At 38.5% G+C, this 15,669-nt stretch carries 22 protein-coding genes and 1 pseudogene; 1 reads left to right on the plus strand and 22 read right to left on the minus strand.

Annotation, left to right across the window (positions count from 1 at the left end):
* The 20 genes and pseudogenes from J6O61_RS17495 to J6O61_RS17590 all read right to left on the minus strand — a co-directional run.
* A partial coding sequence (locus J6O61_RS17495; protein ID WP_292215603.1) for a (deoxy)nucleoside triphosphate pyrophosphohydrolase occupies positions 1–423 on the minus strand: 423 nt, incomplete at its 3' end.
* A 3-nt stretch (positions 424–426) separates the two neighbouring features.
* The gene (locus J6O61_RS17500) at positions 427–906 is read right to left on the minus strand and encodes a GNAT family N-acetyltransferase (protein ID WP_292215604.1); all 480 of its coding nucleotides are present in this window, start codon (positions 904–906) and stop codon (positions 427–429) included.
* A gap of 123 nt (positions 907–1,029) precedes the next feature.
* On the minus strand, positions 1,030–1,224 hold the full coding sequence (locus tag J6O61_RS17505) for a GNAT family N-acetyltransferase (RefSeq protein WP_330613824.1): 195 nt from the start codon (positions 1,222–1,224) through the stop codon (positions 1,030–1,032).
* Between the two features lie 88 nt (positions 1,225–1,312).
* Positions 1,313–1,681 (minus strand): HD domain-containing protein, encoded by a 369-nt coding sequence (locus J6O61_RS17510; protein ID WP_292215606.1) that lies wholly within the window; start codon positions 1,679–1,681, stop codon positions 1,313–1,315.
* 54 nt (positions 1,682–1,735) lie between these two features.
* Complete coding sequence (locus J6O61_RS17515) at positions 1,736–2,242, minus strand: GNAT family N-acetyltransferase (protein ID WP_292215607.1); 507 nt, start codon at positions 2,240–2,242, stop codon at positions 1,736–1,738.
* Positions 2,243–2,254: 12 nt separating this feature from the next.
* Positions 2,255–3,022 (minus strand): nucleoside phosphorylase, encoded by a 768-nt coding sequence (locus J6O61_RS17520; protein WP_292215608.1) that lies wholly within the window; start codon positions 3,020–3,022, stop codon positions 2,255–2,257.
* A gap of 19 nt (positions 3,023–3,041) precedes the next feature.
* Positions 3,042–3,593 carry a GNAT family N-acetyltransferase gene (locus J6O61_RS17525; protein ID WP_292215609.1) on the minus strand — a complete coding sequence of 184 codons (552 nt, stop codon included), beginning with the start codon at positions 3,591–3,593 and terminating at the stop codon, positions 3,042–3,044.
* A gap of 427 nt (positions 3,594–4,020) precedes the next feature.
* Positions 4,021–4,677: a class I SAM-dependent methyltransferase gene (locus J6O61_RS17530; RefSeq protein ID WP_292215610.1), complete on the minus strand. Its 657-nt coding sequence runs from the start codon at positions 4,675–4,677 to the stop codon at positions 4,021–4,023.
* A gap of 158 nt (positions 4,678–4,835) precedes the next feature.
* Complete coding sequence (locus J6O61_RS17535) at positions 4,836–5,180, minus strand: phenylpyruvate tautomerase MIF-related protein (RefSeq protein WP_292215611.1); 345 nt, start codon at positions 5,178–5,180, stop codon at positions 4,836–4,838.
* 63 nt (positions 5,181–5,243) lie between these two features.
* Positions 5,244–5,537 carry a hypothetical protein gene (locus tag J6O61_RS17540; protein ID WP_292215612.1) on the minus strand — a complete coding sequence of 98 codons (294 nt, stop codon included), beginning with the start codon at positions 5,535–5,537 and terminating at the stop codon, positions 5,244–5,246.
* Between the two features lie 14 nt (positions 5,538–5,551).
* Complete coding sequence (locus tag J6O61_RS17545) at positions 5,552–5,722, minus strand: hypothetical protein (protein ID WP_024865717.1); 171 nt, start codon at positions 5,720–5,722, stop codon at positions 5,552–5,554.
* 58 nt (positions 5,723–5,780) lie between these two features.
* The gene (locus J6O61_RS17550) at positions 5,781–6,494 is read right to left on the minus strand and encodes a sulfite exporter TauE/SafE family protein (protein WP_292215613.1); all 714 of its coding nucleotides are present in this window, start codon (positions 6,492–6,494) and stop codon (positions 5,781–5,783) included.
* 173 nt (positions 6,495–6,667) lie between these two features.
* Positions 6,668–6,886: a hypothetical protein gene (locus J6O61_RS17555; RefSeq protein WP_292215614.1), complete on the minus strand. Its 219-nt coding sequence runs from the start codon at positions 6,884–6,886 to the stop codon at positions 6,668–6,670.
* 135 nt (positions 6,887–7,021) lie between these two features.
* On the minus strand, positions 7,022–7,768 hold the full coding sequence (locus J6O61_RS17560) for an MmcQ/YjbR family DNA-binding protein (RefSeq protein ID WP_292215615.1): 747 nt from the start codon (positions 7,766–7,768) through the stop codon (positions 7,022–7,024).
* Between the two features lie 20 nt (positions 7,769–7,788).
* On the minus strand, positions 7,789–7,992 hold the full coding sequence (locus J6O61_RS17565; protein WP_292215616.1) for a hypothetical protein: 204 nt from the start codon (positions 7,990–7,992) through the stop codon (positions 7,789–7,791).
* Between the two features lie 30 nt (positions 7,993–8,022).
* A pseudogene (locus tag J6O61_RS17570) lies at positions 8,023–8,271 on the minus strand (EamA family transporter); the annotation flags it as partial.
* A 505-nt stretch (positions 8,272–8,776) separates the two neighbouring features.
* Positions 8,777–10,123: an MATE family efflux transporter gene (locus J6O61_RS17575; RefSeq protein ID WP_292215617.1), complete on the minus strand. Its 1,347-nt coding sequence runs from the start codon at positions 10,121–10,123 to the stop codon at positions 8,777–8,779.
* Between the two features lie 46 nt (positions 10,124–10,169).
* Positions 10,170–10,943 carry an ABC transporter ATP-binding protein gene (locus J6O61_RS17580; protein ID WP_292215618.1) on the minus strand — a complete coding sequence of 258 codons (774 nt, stop codon included), beginning with the start codon at positions 10,941–10,943 and terminating at the stop codon, positions 10,170–10,172.
* The gene (locus J6O61_RS17585) at positions 10,940–11,956 is read right to left on the minus strand and encodes a FecCD family ABC transporter permease (RefSeq protein ID WP_292215619.1); all 1,017 of its coding nucleotides are present in this window, start codon (positions 11,954–11,956) and stop codon (positions 10,940–10,942) included. Before J6O61_RS17585 ends, J6O61_RS17580 begins: the two co-directional genes overlap by 4 nt.
* The gene (locus tag J6O61_RS17590; RefSeq protein WP_292215620.1) at positions 11,953–13,218 is read right to left on the minus strand and encodes an ABC transporter substrate-binding protein; all 1,266 of its coding nucleotides are present in this window, start codon (positions 13,216–13,218) and stop codon (positions 11,953–11,955) included. The genes J6O61_RS17585 and J6O61_RS17590 overlap by 4 nt, the downstream gene beginning before the upstream one ends.
* A gap of 120 nt (positions 13,219–13,338) precedes the next feature.
* On the opposite strand from J6O61_RS17590, the gene J6O61_RS17595 reads away from it, so the two are divergent.
* Positions 13,339–14,208 (plus strand): LysR family transcriptional regulator, encoded by an 870-nt coding sequence (locus tag J6O61_RS17595; RefSeq protein ID WP_292215621.1) that lies wholly within the window; start codon positions 13,339–13,341, stop codon positions 14,206–14,208.
* Between the two features lie 157 nt (positions 14,209–14,365).
* Here J6O61_RS17595 and J6O61_RS17600 read toward each other — a convergent pair whose 3' ends face one another.
* Positions 14,366–14,749 carry a hypothetical protein gene (locus J6O61_RS17600; protein ID WP_292215622.1) on the minus strand — a complete coding sequence of 128 codons (384 nt, stop codon included), beginning with the start codon at positions 14,747–14,749 and terminating at the stop codon, positions 14,366–14,368.
* A gap of 67 nt (positions 14,750–14,816) precedes the next feature.
* The gene (locus tag J6O61_RS17605; RefSeq protein ID WP_292215623.1) at positions 14,817–15,641 is read right to left on the minus strand and encodes a flagellar hook-basal body protein; all 825 of its coding nucleotides are present in this window, start codon (positions 15,639–15,641) and stop codon (positions 14,817–14,819) included.
* Positions 15,642–15,669: the final 28 nt, after the last annotated feature.

Consider the following 15,669-nt stretch of genomic DNA (forward strand, 5'->3'; position numbering starts at 1 on the left):
CTCATCTATCAAAGTAATATCCGCCGGAAGCCACTTAACTGAATCAATGGTCTCAACATCAAGCCACTTAGCATCCTCAGCTTCTTTTAGCACAAGATCTCCTGATATCAAACTGCACCAGTAACACCGCATGGATAGATGAAACTCCGGATAATCATGTTCAATTGTACTAATATACTCATCAACGCTGATCTCTGAATCAAGCTCTTCTCTAATTTCTCTTGCTAAAGCATCTTCAGGGCTTTCTCCAGGTTCAACTTTTCCGCCCGGAAATTCCCACCAACCCTTATAATTCCCATAGCCTCTGGCTGTGGCAAAAACTCTTTTACCGTCTCTGATCAGCGCAGCTACTACGTTTATTGTCTTTCTGGAAGTGTCCATAAATGCCTCTTTTTTTCTGAAATTTTTAGGCTCTTTTACCATAAATCAATCCAAACGTTTCTTAAAGAATCTGTTCATTGAACTATGAACTACTTCTTTTGGTCTTTCTATCTCAACATATCCGCTCTTCTTATAAATATGAATTGCAGCCTGAAGATTATCATGAGTTTCCATATATGAATACTGAAATCCTGCACTCCTCATTTTTTCTTCTATCAATGCTATAAGCTCATATCCCAATCCCGACCCTTTAGCAGAATCATCAAGATACAGTTTCTGAAGCTCTGCTGTCTCTTCCATGAAATCAAGCTTCGAAAAGCCAATACCCCCAATGACTATTCCCCAGGCATCTTCTATTACGTAATATCTTCTCTCATCTACTCCGTAATAGTCACTAAGGTGGTCAAGCCCTTTATCAAAATAAACCGTTCCCGGAATATCAAGTTTGTGCTTTTCCAGATTTTTTCTTATAAGTTTGGCAACAGCAGCATTGTCGTCCTCTGTCATTTCTCTATACTTAAGCATCTGTTTCTCCTGCAAAATTGAATTTGTGCGATTAACTTCTACTTCCGATTATTAACCTTTTCTTACTACTGCTATTACTAGTATTCTTTTAATATTGGCAGTGTTACTGCCTGCATTTCCACTTCACGAAAACTGCTTTAGAACCAAGGCAGAATAATTGTCATATTGCTTAAAGCCATATCTCTCATAAAAAGGAATTGTTTTGGGATCTGATGGAATAATTTTTACATACAAAAGATTTTCAAACAAACTTATAATCTGTTTCATAAGATTATCTCCGATATGATAGCCTTGATACTCCGGATTCCCAGTTAACAGAAAGAAATAATCTCTGCAGCTGAGCAGCTGTAAATTCTTTTGTCTGTTTATACTCAATCATTATGCTTCTCCCCGGATATTACGATTTTTAACTCTCCGTTTCTATTTTCTTCAAAGTGTCTTCGAGAATGCTTTTCCTCAATTCAGTAAGCCATGAAGAAAACGCTACCGTATCAAAAGCATAAGTTTTATTGAGTTCAAATTCATTCTCAGACCAGGTATTAAGCGGTGATTCGTTATGCTGGATTAATGCTTCAAGTTTATCCAGACACATATCAACTACTTTATTTATGTCTAAATCTTTGAATTCATGCCTTAACAAAAATGCCATAAGAGAAATACGCCAGCTATGCTCAGCTACGCTTTCTGTCCTTCCTTTTGTTGTTGTACAATGTCTTGGTGTGTCTTTTAGCCTTTCTGCTACATGCAATATTTCCAAGTACTCCCTAGCGTCCATAGAATCCTCCCAACAATTATGACAGCTCATTAAAAACAATTTATATTTCTGCTATTATCTTAAATCCAAACTCATTATATCAAAGTCCGCATATTCATCTATAATTTTGAAAAAAGCAGGTATAGTGCCAGTTTTCTTAAATCCAAACTTCTCATACAAATGTATAGCAGCACTGTTGTCAGAGCGAACCTCCAAATTGATGATCTCTATTCCATTCTCCTTGGCATAATCAATAATATGCTTCATCAGTTCAGTTCCAATGCCATTATTCCACTCGGATTTTAATACTGATATGCCAAGTTCCGCCCTATGTGACATTCTTCTCGGCATTCCACCAAGATTCGCTGTTCCTGCTAAAACCGAATCTTTCCAGGCACAGTAAAATACGCTATGCTTATCCTCACTGATTTTTTGCAGGAAGCCTTTTTCCTGTTCAACTGTTATTGGCAGTCCTTCTGCGCCATATGTCAGATTATCTGTTTCACCACCTATGATTTTAGTATATTCAATTAGCTGCTCTGCATCATTTTCTGTTGCTTCTCTGATTACGATTTCTTCCATTCGTCCTCTCCTTTATTTCCAATCTCTCAAAACATCCAATCCTAAACGCAGTGCTTTTTCATGTGAACCGATTCCAAAATCTCTGGCATCATAATCGTGAACATTGGCAAGGGAATCCGCAGTAAAAAGAAACTGCCCAAATAAAGCTTTTCTCTTTCTGCTGCAAGCAGCCAATGCAGCACATTCCATTTCGACTACAGTACAACCTTCTTCAAGGCGATACTGAACCATGTCCTTTGTTTCTCTAAAGAATCCGTCAGTAGTCCACGTTGTACAAGTAACAAAAGGCAGTTCATGCTTTTTAAAACAATTTTCTATTACAGTCACAGGTTCTGTATCTATATCAATATACCGGGTGGCCGGAAGATAGTGGTAAGATGTTCCTTCAGCTCTGAGGGCTTTTGTAGGTACAAGAAAAGCATTCTCCGGAATGTCTGCCAGCACGCCGCATGAACCAACAGCTATAACTTTCTTACATCCGCAATTTACAAGTGTGTCCAGTACCTGCGTAGCTGCTGCAGATCCAATCGGAGACTGGACAAGACAGATATCTTCTTTTTCCTCATGCAAGACATAAATCTTTATATTATGCGACACGGTTATCAGCTCTTCAGCCACATCAGCATTGTTTTCTTCTGCATATTTGTGAACAACATCCCCTAGAAAAGCAAACAAACACTTTTCCGGCAACTTTAACTCTTGTAAGTCATGATCCGGAGCTATCACCTCCACTGAACTGTCATCATATTCAAGAATCGGTATCTCGTTTTTTATAATCATCTGAACCTCCCTATGCTCATCAATCAAGAAAATTGACCATTATAATCTCATCTCTGTAAGTCCCATCCTTAAGCTTAAATGCCCTTGGATTCATCCCATATTCCTTAAAACCCATCTTGCTATAGAGATGTCTGGCCCTGTCATTGTCACTAAAAACGCCAAGTTCAACCTGCTCAAATCCATTGACTTTGGCCTGCTCCAACGCAACTTTCATCATGAAGCTTCCCAGTCCCATTCCTGTATATTTTTGTCTGATAGACATACCAAGATATCCACGATGTAAATATTTTATGTGCGGACGCACTAAAGTAACTCCAAGATCTCCAATCATTTCATCTCCAATATATGCGCTTACCATAAAATCACGCTCACTGTCCTCAATGCTCTTAAGCACATTTGTAATTCTTTCCAGATTAAACTCTCCATCTTCGGGATATCTGGCCATAAAGTGAGTTTCAGCTGAGGTAGCCTCCCGATGAAGCTTTACCTTAAGTGCATCATCAGCCCCGGCGCTTTTTATTATTGCGATCTCCCCGTTTGGCAAATCATATTTTTTCTGTGCAATCTTCATACATCATTCCCTCCCGGTAAAAAAAAACCTTATCAAACATTATGCTTGATAAGGCCTCTATCTACGTTTTCACTAATACCGGATACTTATAGATTCATCTTATAACACGATTGCCTCATCTTACATAGTAAACTAAACTCCTGATTATTATTCACGAGCATGTTTGTGACCACTATGTTAACGAGACGTGCGTTTGTCATAATGAATCAGATCCTCCTGTAAATGTTATCTTCGAGTATAAGCTTTGTAACTTTTCGAGTCAATATTCTATTGATCATTATTTTCCGGCGCTGCTGTCCAGTCCAAATTTCAGTTACCCTCCAGCACCTATTCATCTCCTACAGTGAAAGCTTTTATTTCCGCCCCACGCTCCATCTTAACATGCAAAATCCTATCTTCCGTAAATGGCCCGGAAAACAAAAAAACTTTAAATAACTTCAATACGCTTTTTTCTCGCAACAAGATGCATGCGCATTTTTCTGGCTCTCTTTAATTTTTCCACTTGTAAGCCGGCGTTTTCACAAAATCCCCTGACTTCACCAAGTGATCTTGCCGCAACATCACCATGTCCGATCAGATCGGCAAGTGGCATCTCCGTGTGATTCATAAGCCATAGAATAGGCACCGGCGCTGTATAATCCTGAAGAATGAGCATTCCATCAGATCTTAATACTCTCTTTACGCTATTAAAGAATTTCTGAGGATTGGGGTAATGATGAAAACTGTTTGTACAAATGACTACATCAAAAGATTCATCATCAAAAGGCAGGTTTTCACAATCTCCGACTATCCACTCAGTTCCTTTAAGATTTTTGCTTTTGGCAACCTCTATCATCCTTGGAGTAATATCCAATCCCACATAATGCCTTGAACTGTCCTTTTCATGTAAAAGAGATATCATAGGTCCCGTACCACATCCGCAGTCCAGCAAATCCTGATATTCTATATGTGAAAGTTCCGCCTCAATATATGGATAATCATCCTTACACATTTCGTAAATACCTGCATGATCTGTCTCATATATATCAGCGGCTTTGGTAAATTCACTGATAGTAAGTTTCTTATATTGCTCTGCTGTTTTCATTGTCAATACCCCTTCATTTTCAAAATATATAGATCATCATAATTAATGATACTACATTTTGTTAGCTTCCGCTAACTTATTCCCACATAAAAAGGGACTGTATAACGCAGTCCCATTTTTTGTATACAATCTTTAACTATTATAGCCCCAAAGGTGTGTCAGAAATTACTTCCGTTCCATCCCCAATCATCTGATCCGAAGTAGCGGATATACATGTGATCCGGTGCTATTCCCAAAATATCCCCATAAATTCCAGTCAGCTCTTTTGTCATCTTCCCATATGTATCTGAAGAAGCATCTCCATAAATCTTAACCTCTATGAAAGCCGTTGGCTGAGAATCATCACCTCTGAAGTACATAGGAATACCGCCCTCGATAGCCAGCATGAGCCAGTTCTCACTTTTACCCGGAATGATTGCTATAGCCTGTCCAAGGCGTTGTTTAAGCTGTGTCTCTTTTTCCTTTGTTACCGTTACATTGGTTTTCGTTGAAATAAATGGCATTTGTTATCCTCCTTAAAATCTTGTTATCTCTCATTAACCAGCTCATCTGCTTACATTCTTCTTTTAAAAACTCCTGCCTGTACCTAATGCTTTTAGCATTTCCATTGCCTTTTTATATGATTCTCTCATCCCAGCCGGAGTATTAATTGCCATTCCTTTATCTTTGGCTTCCGACAGCAATTTCTCATCATCACTGATAAAAAGAATGTCAGGCTCACAATCAGCAATAATACCTGCAGCTTTACCTATGTCAACTCTTTCAACGTCTGCATGATGTCTCTCACTTAACATAGCGAGCTGCTTTTTTAGGATCTCATCTTCCGTTTCAGATATACACAATACAATTTTAGAGTACATAGTCTGCTCCACCCTCACACAATAGAATACTGCATAAGCTCATACTTAAGCTGTGTTCCCTCGGCTATTCCTTCAGGTAAAAGAGCTCTTGCCACCAGCTTCAAATCTTCAGATTCAATATCCGTTCTCTTTAAATTGGCATAATCACCGTCTATGCTTACAACTACGTAATACCATGTTTCCATAATCGGCTCCTTTCTCATACAATCATTTTACACTTACAGGCATCATATCTGAATATGTTCACCCAAATTTTATCAGCGCCACACCTGATATTATCAAAACTATGATTACTATTCTTTTTACTATCTGTTCATTTATTCTTCCGGCGCTATACATTCCTGCACCGAGTCCGACTAACATAAACGGCGACAGCATCACAGCTCTCTTTAGCATATTTATATTCAGGATTCCATAAAAGAGATACATTAAAATCCTAAATGTATTCTCAATAATAAATACTGTGCAAATATTGGCTTTAAAAGCTTTGGGATTATCGGTTGTTCTGCCTATATAGGCACCCAGCAGTGCGCCTACTCCATAAAGTCCGCATAAAAGCCCCGATATTACACCAATCACAATTAGCAATATTCTTGAATTTTTCGCTTTCTTTTTAGCCAATTCCCTAAATAACATCTCTATTCCAACAATAACGACCAATATTCCAAAAATTATCTTTATTATGCTTGTGTCCGTGTTTTTTAAGAAAAAAGCTCCAATAAAGCTACCAATGATCACCATGACTGAAAGAGGAAGTACTATCTTTAAATCGATTGATTTTCGTTCTTTCCAGCTGATGGTCATATTGGTTGGGTACCCCAGAATCAATTCCACCGGAGATATATTTATATTTGCCACTCCAAAACTAAGTATCGAAGTAAATACAAGGGTATTGGCGAATCCACAAAGTCCCTTTATATAAAATGCAGCCAGAGTAGCTATTATCCAATAAATCATATTCTATGTTCCAATCTGATCAAATATTCACATCAAAAGAGTGGGTGCATATCATTTACTATATCCTTTTTAAGAGCGTAAAAAAAGCCCTGTAGAGGTATTTTCTACTACAGGACTTGCCAATTATTTATATCTGTTTTTAAGAGGTTTTATCACTCTTTCTGTCTGATAGTTTATTTCTTAAAGAATGCGCCGGCAAGGTTCTTAAGATCTCCCATGTCAAGCTTGCCATCTGATACCGCCGACTGAACTTTCTTGATGTCATCCTCAGACACATCAATGTTTGCCTTCTTAAGAAGGTCTTTAGCCTGTGCCGGATCTGCCTTTGCTATCTGAGCCATAAGCTCTTTGTTTTCACTTACTTTCTTAATGATTTCTGCAATATCTGCCATTTTTATTTCCTCCAACAAAAATGTTTACAGTTTCATAAATTATTATACTACACAATCTGAATATCCACCGCATATAAACTCTTCTATTTTTCTGCCATTTCCTGCTCCTAAACATCGTTAATTTCACTCTAGCTTCTATTTCAAAGCCGCACTAAGGCTGTTAGGTATTCCTCTTGGCCCTCGCACAGCATATATTCCATATTCAGATTTCAACCTGTCAAAATTAAATTTGTCAGGCTTATATCTCTTTTGAAGCTTTATCTTCATAAGAGCTGTGATCTTAAGATTTTTATCCTCATAGTCATAAGGTATATCAACCTCTGTAACCCTGCACTTATAAAGAATCGCAGATACAGGTGCACCTACATACATAAACACCGTATCACCTTTTATAATTCCTGCCCCCTGCTTCCAGTCAATTTCATCTGCATCGTCAAAAGCATGTTCAATGTCATAATACTTGGGATTTGCCGGTACTAACCATTCTTTAGGCTGACGGAACCTGTCCTTTTTCTTTTTAGATGCAGTGTCCAAAAAGCTGGCATCAATCATATTGCAGATTTCATCAAGGCTCACTGTCCCATCAAGAAGTATTGTCATCCAACTTCCCTTGTTCATGTGATATGCCGGTAAAAAACCTTCCTGCTGCAATAAGATATCACGAAGCATTAAATCGTCGATTTTTACATCAACAATGTCCACACGCTCTGCGCCGGGCAACCCCAATTTATCTGCCTCAACATCCATGATTATGGCAAACCACTTTTTGTTATCGTCATGTCTGAAAACCGCATACTCCGGGTATCTCTTCCAAAGATATTCCGGATAAGCCTTGTATTTTTTCTTTATATACTTCGTTATATCTTCTCTTATTGATGCCATTTAAATACGCTCCATCACTCCTAAGTCACCGTTATATCTTTATTTCCAAACATCTTGCTTTCTTCCCATGTATTGTGGCACAGCCTATCCCAATCCTTGTGCTTTCTCCTGATATAATCCATGGTAAGACTGCGAAGATAGCTTTTCTCACTTATGTTGTTCCAATTTATACTTACTCCCTGTATTGGTAAACTGCTTCCTTCTCCAAGCAAATCTTTTTCCACCTTTACACTTTTTCATAACCGCAATTCCCATCAAATCACCATAATCAACGTCCCTGCACCGATCAGCACGCATCCTATCAGGGATTTTATCGTAAATTCCTCATGTAAAAAGACAAATGCCAACACCAGTGTTATTACAACACTAAGCTTATCAATGGGTACCACTTTTGAAGCTTCGCCCATTTGAAGTGCCTTGTAATAGCACAACCATGATGCACCTGTGGCAAGTCCTGACAAGATCAAAAAAATCCAACTCTTTCTACTTATTGAACTTATTCCCTTAATTATCCATCAAAACCAATATCCAGTCCGTTCTCAGTAAGCCAATCATTTTTTCTAAATCTATGCTCTCATTATGGTTTATGCCCAGAAAAAATACAATGTACTTTTCTGTAATCTGAGCTTTTATCTTCGTAAAAGTTTTCATTGAGGAGAAGGATCGATGACAGAATTTAGAAATTGATGCAACATAAAAATGTGCCCGGCAGGCACTTAAAGTGTGGCTTTGTTCAGATTTTTCAAACTTTAAATCCAGAAACAGCAAGGGATAGCGGATTATTTGCGAGTCCGATATTAAAAAAATGAATTTTGCGATTTAACGCACATCATGTTACTGCCTAATTCAGTTTTTTTTCTGTTTTATAAGTAGTCATAATTTTAGGCTACTGCCTGGTTTTAAAATCTTCAAAAAATAAAGTAGACATTGCAATATGGTTCACGGGATTATCGGGAATAACTGATAATAATTATCAGCAATAATCGAATATTGAGACAACATCTATTGTTATTCTGTCAAGAATTTAATTCTATAAAGTCCATATATGAGAAAAAGAATCGTCGTTAATATCCAGCTAAAAGGATAAGCCAAGATAATCCAGTTTATTCCACTGTGCCTTGCTATGTCGCAGGCTACTATCCACAAAACTCTTCCACCAACAGTACCAATAAGTGTAAAGATCGCTGGCTTTAGAGGATCTCCATATCCTCTTAGGATACCGCTAAATAACTCTGCTCCTATACAAGTCACATAAAATGGCGCTATAAGTCGCATAAGCATAACACTTCCCTCGATCACATCTTTATCTTTTATAAAGATTTTTGAAAGCACCGGCGTAAAGGCATATAGTAATACGCTTATAAGTCCTATTATCATCACAAAGATTAAAACTATGTGGTTCCTAGCTCTTCTTACTCTATCTCTTTTACCTGCTCCAAGGTTCTGGGCAATAAATGTAGCTGCGGTAATAGAAAGTGCATCTGCGATTATCCATATCAAAAAATCAAGCTTTCCACATACAGCCCAGGCCGAAACTACTGTTGTTCCGCATTTATTTATTGCAGACTGCATGTAGATATTTGAAAATGAGAATAATATGGACTGGGCTGCTGCCGGCATTCCAAAAGCCAGGATATCTTTTATAGATTCCAGCATGGGATTGCCACTATGTCTATCCTGTTCCTTCGTCTCAAAGCTGTTCCATAATTTTAATAACTTTGTTAGCACTAATACAGCACTGATTGCCTGGGAGATAACCGTAGCTATAGCCACCCCTGCAACTCCCATATGAAGTCCATAAATAAATATGAGATCAAGTAAGACATTAAGAATACTTGAGATCATCAGGACATTTGATGGAAATACAGAATTACCAATACTCTTTAAGATACTAGCTCCGCAGTTATAGAGCATCATAAATACTGCCCCGCCAAGATAAATTCCTGTATAAAGCGATGCGTCTTTTACCATCTCCTCAGGAACATTCATGATGTCACATATGCCAGCTGTCAAAAAGAACTGTGAAATCGAAATTATGATTCCTATTGCGAATGATGATAGGGCCAAGGCTCTAATATAGTTCTTTACCTTTGCTATATTTCCAGCACCATAACTCTTAGATACAAGAACTGATGCAGCGCTAGTTAAAGTAATTGATGAGTTGATAAGTAGCTTAATAAAGCCATAGGTCGAATCAATTGCACCAAGTGCTCTTGAACCGGAGCCTTGTCCTATTATTATCGCATCTATAGTCTGGTAGGACTGCTGTATCAGCATGCTTAAAAGAAGTGGCGCCAGATATTTAAGTATGGAGGTCCATAGATTTCCTGTTATTATGCTATTTTTCTCGTTCATATATCCATCTTTTTGAGCCCTAGGGACGGTTGTGGCTCATTTTTCTTTAAGTCGTAATGGCTACGGGCAGAACTGTCGTATATCCGCTGCCACTACACCCTATTTCTGCGTCTACGTTGAAGACGTCTCTTATTATCTGCTCTGTTAAAACCTCTTTTGGCTTTCCAAACCTAAATACCTTTCCATCCTTTAGGACAGCAATCTTTTTGCAAAACCTAGCAGCCTGTGAAAGATCATGCATGATGATTATCGCCATTGCTCCTGACTCTTTACAGTACTGACCAGCTAAGGACAATAGATTAAGCTGATGATACAGATCAAGGGCAGATGTAGGCTCATCAAGTAGTAATAGCTTTGGTTTTGATAAAAGAGCCTGGGCCATGATCACCAGCTGTTTTTGGCCTCCAGATAAAGATGCAAATTTTTGGTTCTCGAGATTTCTTATCTTTAGTCTGTCCATAACTTCATATACTTCACTGATAACATCATCCGGTACTCTAAGCCTTAGCTGCTTTACTTTCCCTAAAAGGACCATCTCAAAAGCAGTTAATGAAGAATTAAGATTAGTAGCCTGAGGCACATAAGCTATATCCTTTTTAGGACAAGCTTCATCACCATCAGTAAGAATGGTCTTTCCAGAATATGCTTGAATGCCTGCAAGGGACTTCATCAGAACGCTTTTACCAGTTCCATTTACACCAACAACCGCATATAGTCCTTCACCAGATAGTTCCAGGTTCACACCCTTTAATACCTTTTTATCGCCAAAGCTCACCTTAATATCCTGAATCTTCAGCTCCATATTGCATCGTTCTCTCATAGTCTTTTCCTCAACAAAAGATAAAGAAGGAATGAAACACCCACGAGGTTTGTAATGATTCCAACGGGTATTATCTCTCCTGGCTTCATGATCTTGGCAACTATAGATGCTGCAAGGAGAATGATTGCTCCCATTATTGGAGAAAGAACCAGTAAGAACCTCTGATCATCACCGACATAGGACCTTGCAAGATGTGGTGCTACAAGCCCTATGAACCCTATTGATCCAACATAAGAAACTGAAACTGCTGTCAAAAGAGATGAGCACAGGTATATCTTTCTTCTAAGCCTCTCAGTATCGATTCCAAGGCTCTTTGCTCTTTCTTCTCCAGCTGAAAGGCAGGTGAGCTGCCATGTGGATCCCATTGATAAGATAAAGATGAACACAAAGCAGGCGATACACACAACTGCTCCCTGTGAAGAGGCCTTAGATAAAGACCCAAACATCCAGTGCATTATCTCTGAGAGCTGTTCCTGACTTGCAAGATACTGCATAAGAGATTGAAGTGCACTAAATAGAAAAGTCACCACTATTCCTATTAGGATCATTGTCTTTGTATCAGCATTTCTTTTACATAATGTAAAGATCAAGGCTGATGTTCCAAGGGCAAAGATAAGGGCCGATACTGATATGTTGATCCAAGAGATTGGTATAAATGGAAAACCAGTTACCACAGAAAGTGCAGCACCAAATCCGGCTGCAGAAGATATTCCAAGAGTGTATGGGCTAGCAAGAGGATTTTGCAGGATTGTCTGCATCTGTCCCCCTGCAAGGGCCAATGACGCCCCTACTCCAAGGCAGGTCATAGTCATTGGCATTCTTACAGCCCATAAAATAAAATGGTATTTACTTTCATTTGAAGGACCATCCAAAAGGATATCTATGGCTTCTTTTACCGACATATTGGATGATCCAGTGAAAAGATCTGCAAAAATAAGCAGTATCATCACTATAGCCATCAAGACTATTACAAAGATTCTTTTTCTATTAAGATTTCTGTATCCCGTACTCATGACTCAATATCTGCAACCTCTAAATGATAGATAAATGTTCCATCTGTAGGTACTGAAGGTAAGTATTTCTTTGAATACTCCTCAAACTCTTTTTCAGGATCAAGGTCTGCAAACTCATCTGGATAAAGAACTTTTGCAATATACTCAATGATGATGTAGTCCCTAAGGGTTCTTAAGGTATTGTTTTCAACGCAGTAGATCTGATCATTCTTGACAGCACTAAGGTTAGTAAAACCTGGTCTGCTATCGATCATTCCTTTAGCAGAAGCAATAAGGTCTTCTTCAGAAATTCCATATCCCATCACAATTCCATCAGTTTCGTCATTTGCTGTCTCACCGCCAATGATGAACCAAACCTCTGGATCCTTATCAAGGATATATTCCATATCAAGGGTTGTACTTCTTCCGCTCTCTGCTGTCTCCGCAATAGGAAATGCGATATCATCAGCTCCAGCCTGTGACAGGTATCTTCCAAAAAGATATGTTGCAAAATCAGATACACCAACCTCTGAATATGTGCTTATAACGCTCTGGAACTCATGGAATGTTGTCTTTGTCTCTGAAATCTTTGATACGATGTCTCTTACATTTGCCATTCCGGCCTTGTAATTTTCAATGATCTCACCCGCTCTATCCTCTACACCAAATACTTTTCCAAGAATCTCTGTAGATGCAATATGAGTCTCTTCTGTGGCAGTTGAATAATCGATAATAACTACAGGAATACCTGCTTCCTCTAGAAGATTAACCTTATCTTCTATTGCATCGTACTGGTACTGTCCCATTATCGCAACGTCACATTCAAGTTCAATGAGCTTTTCAACATCAAAGTTGTCCTGAAGTGTAGAACCAACATCTACCATGTCTGTATAGCCTTCCACATTTTCTTTGTAGATTGTAGCTAAGGTATTTGCATAACCTTCTGTGTCATAAAGTGAAGTAGCTTTTACTCTTGTAAAAGCATCTGGTCCTACTACAGCAAGAAAGTTCTCATAGTAATAGCCAAGATATGCATTCTCAACTGGAAGAGAAACCGTGACTTCTCTACCTGCAAGGTCTGTTACAGTTACTTCACTTTTCTCTTCGTTTTCAGCCAAAACTTCCTCAGTACTTTCTACTGAATTACTTGAACTTGCTTCTACTGAAGCTGACTCGCTCCCATACTCCTGTTCAGATGTGGTCGTTCCACAAGCACACATCCCCAAAGTCATGACAAAAGCCAATGTAGATGCAACTATCCTCTGAATACTTCTATTTTTCATATCCTTCCTCCTCTGAGTTTTTATTTTTCTTGAAATAATCTAACATAATCCGTATGATTATAAAAAAGAATAATTTCGATACCTATTATCGTTTTTTTTCATAGTGAGGAATTATATGAAATGAACAGAGAACAATTACTTACTTTTTTATCTTTGGTAGAAACAAAGAGCTTTACTAGAACCTCAGAAAACCTGATAGTTGCACAGTCAACAGTAAGCAAACGTATTCAGGAGTTGGAACAGGAAATTGGCAAAGAACTCTTTGTGAGAAATAATAGGAAACTCTCAATAACTCCAACAGGAATCACCTTCATGCGCTATGCAGAAGAGATCATCAATCTTCAAAATAACGCTCTTGATTCCATAAGGCAAACTAGTAAATACAATCACTTTCTGTCTATTGGAACAGTGGACGCCTTTTACGATCTATGGCTCAAAGATAATATAGACCGATTCACAAAAGAAAACCCTGATTTTTCAGTAAAGGTCGAAATCGAAAGCAGTAATAGCCTTATAACCAATCTAAAAAAATATAGGAATGACGTGATCTTTTCACACCATTCCTACGAAAATCCAAACTACATATGTAAGCTCGTAGATCAGGAAGATGTTATCCTAACAACCTCTTCACAGAATACTGAGTATAAAGCTGGAATAGTTTCAACCAAGGTTAAAACGCTTCCAATGATACATTCTGATTTCTTGTATTCAGGAACTTATCAATGGCTCTTTTCCCCATCGCATCGCTTTCAGCTAAGTATCAACAACGCAGCTAAAGTCCTTCCACTGATATATAACAGCGAATGGTATACCATTCTGCCAAGACATCTGATACAAAGATCTCTCGATGACGGATCACTAATTGAGATTCCAATACTAGATGGTCAGATTCCGCCAGTTGATTACTATGTACTGTACCATAAGGATCATAACAATATAGCCCTTGAATCCTTCATTCAAGTCGTAAAAAACAGAGGGAACTATGACTAGTGTAGTGTCTCGTTGACGATTAATTAGAATAAAGAAATCCGCATATACTGCGGATTTCGTGAGAACAAGTGTATAGAATCAAACAATCCTCATCGACGATGTCGATTAAAATTGCCTTGGTTGATTGATTATTGCGACGTGGACACAATAATCCATATTATTCAGAAACCTCCGGAATGTCATAATTGCGCTTTAGGTTTTCGTAGAGCATCTGCGCAAAGCCATTACTTTGAGTATCAACGGACGTGGAACAAATTTCCTGAAGCGTCTGGTCTTTAAAGAAATCCACCAGGGTGGATGTCGAATTATCCTGTGTCTCCGGCTTCATAGCATCTACAGATTTCTGCATTTCTTTAAACATCTGCTCAAGGAAATATGCCTCAAAGCTTTTACATGCTTCCATAAGTTCATCGTCTGTAGATGTTTTGGAAGTACTTTGAAGCTTATTCTGAAGCGCTATAGTACTTGCATTCTTGCTTTCCTGCATTGCATAATCAGTAAGAGCCGTCGCATTTAATCCTTTGATATCTAGTCCTGCCATTTTTTATCCCCTATTATTACAAACGAAATATGCATTTTCCTCATTTAACTTTTATCACTCATATCAATTATCTCTTAAGTGAATTTGCAGTCTGCATCATTTCATCTGTTGTCTGAATCGCTGTTGAGTTCATCTCATATGCTCGCTGTGCAACAATAAGATTAACCATCTCTGTTGCAACATTTACATTTGAACCTTCCAGATACCCCTGAACAATCTCACTTTTCTTTATATTATCCGCATCATTCTCAAGAATAGGTTCACCACTTGCTGCCGTCTGTATCCATGCTGCACTTCCTACTCTCTCAAGTCCTTCTCTATTAGAGAACTGCCACAGACCAATCTGAAGCCCCATATCTGTAGGAACTCCCTGATCATCCGGATAGTAAATTTTTCCATCACTACTAATTGTTATACGGCTTGCAATAGCACCATCAAGAGTTATTGCTGCCCCATCAATATCAAGAACCGGATTGCCCTCTGCTGTTGTAAGTTCAAGTGTTGTACCGCCTTCTTCAGCAAGAGCCCATACAAAATTTCCATTTCTTGTATAATTTATTGTTTCGCCATCTGCTGCCATATACGCAAAGAATCCGTCGCCACTTATTGCAAGCGCTGCTGGATTATCACTACTCTGAAAAGATCCCTGGGAAAAAAACTGATTAATTGTAGATGTGCGCACACCTAAGCCCACCTGTGATGTTGTAGGCTTTGGGGTTCCATTTGAAGTCGTTGTAACAGTCTGTAATTCCTGGTACAAAAGAGATTTAAATTGAGCGCCCTGCGCTTTATATCCAACTGTATTAACGTTCGCCAAATTATTGGAAATAGTATCAACATTTGTCTGCTGAGCGTTCATTCCGGTTGCTGCTGACCATAGACTTCTTACCATAAGTCACCTCCGATTAGATAAAACACAT

It is taken from the genome of Butyrivibrio sp. (assembly GCF_017635265.1).
Lineage (GTDB): Bacteria > Bacillota > Clostridia > Lachnospirales > Lachnospiraceae > Butyrivibrio.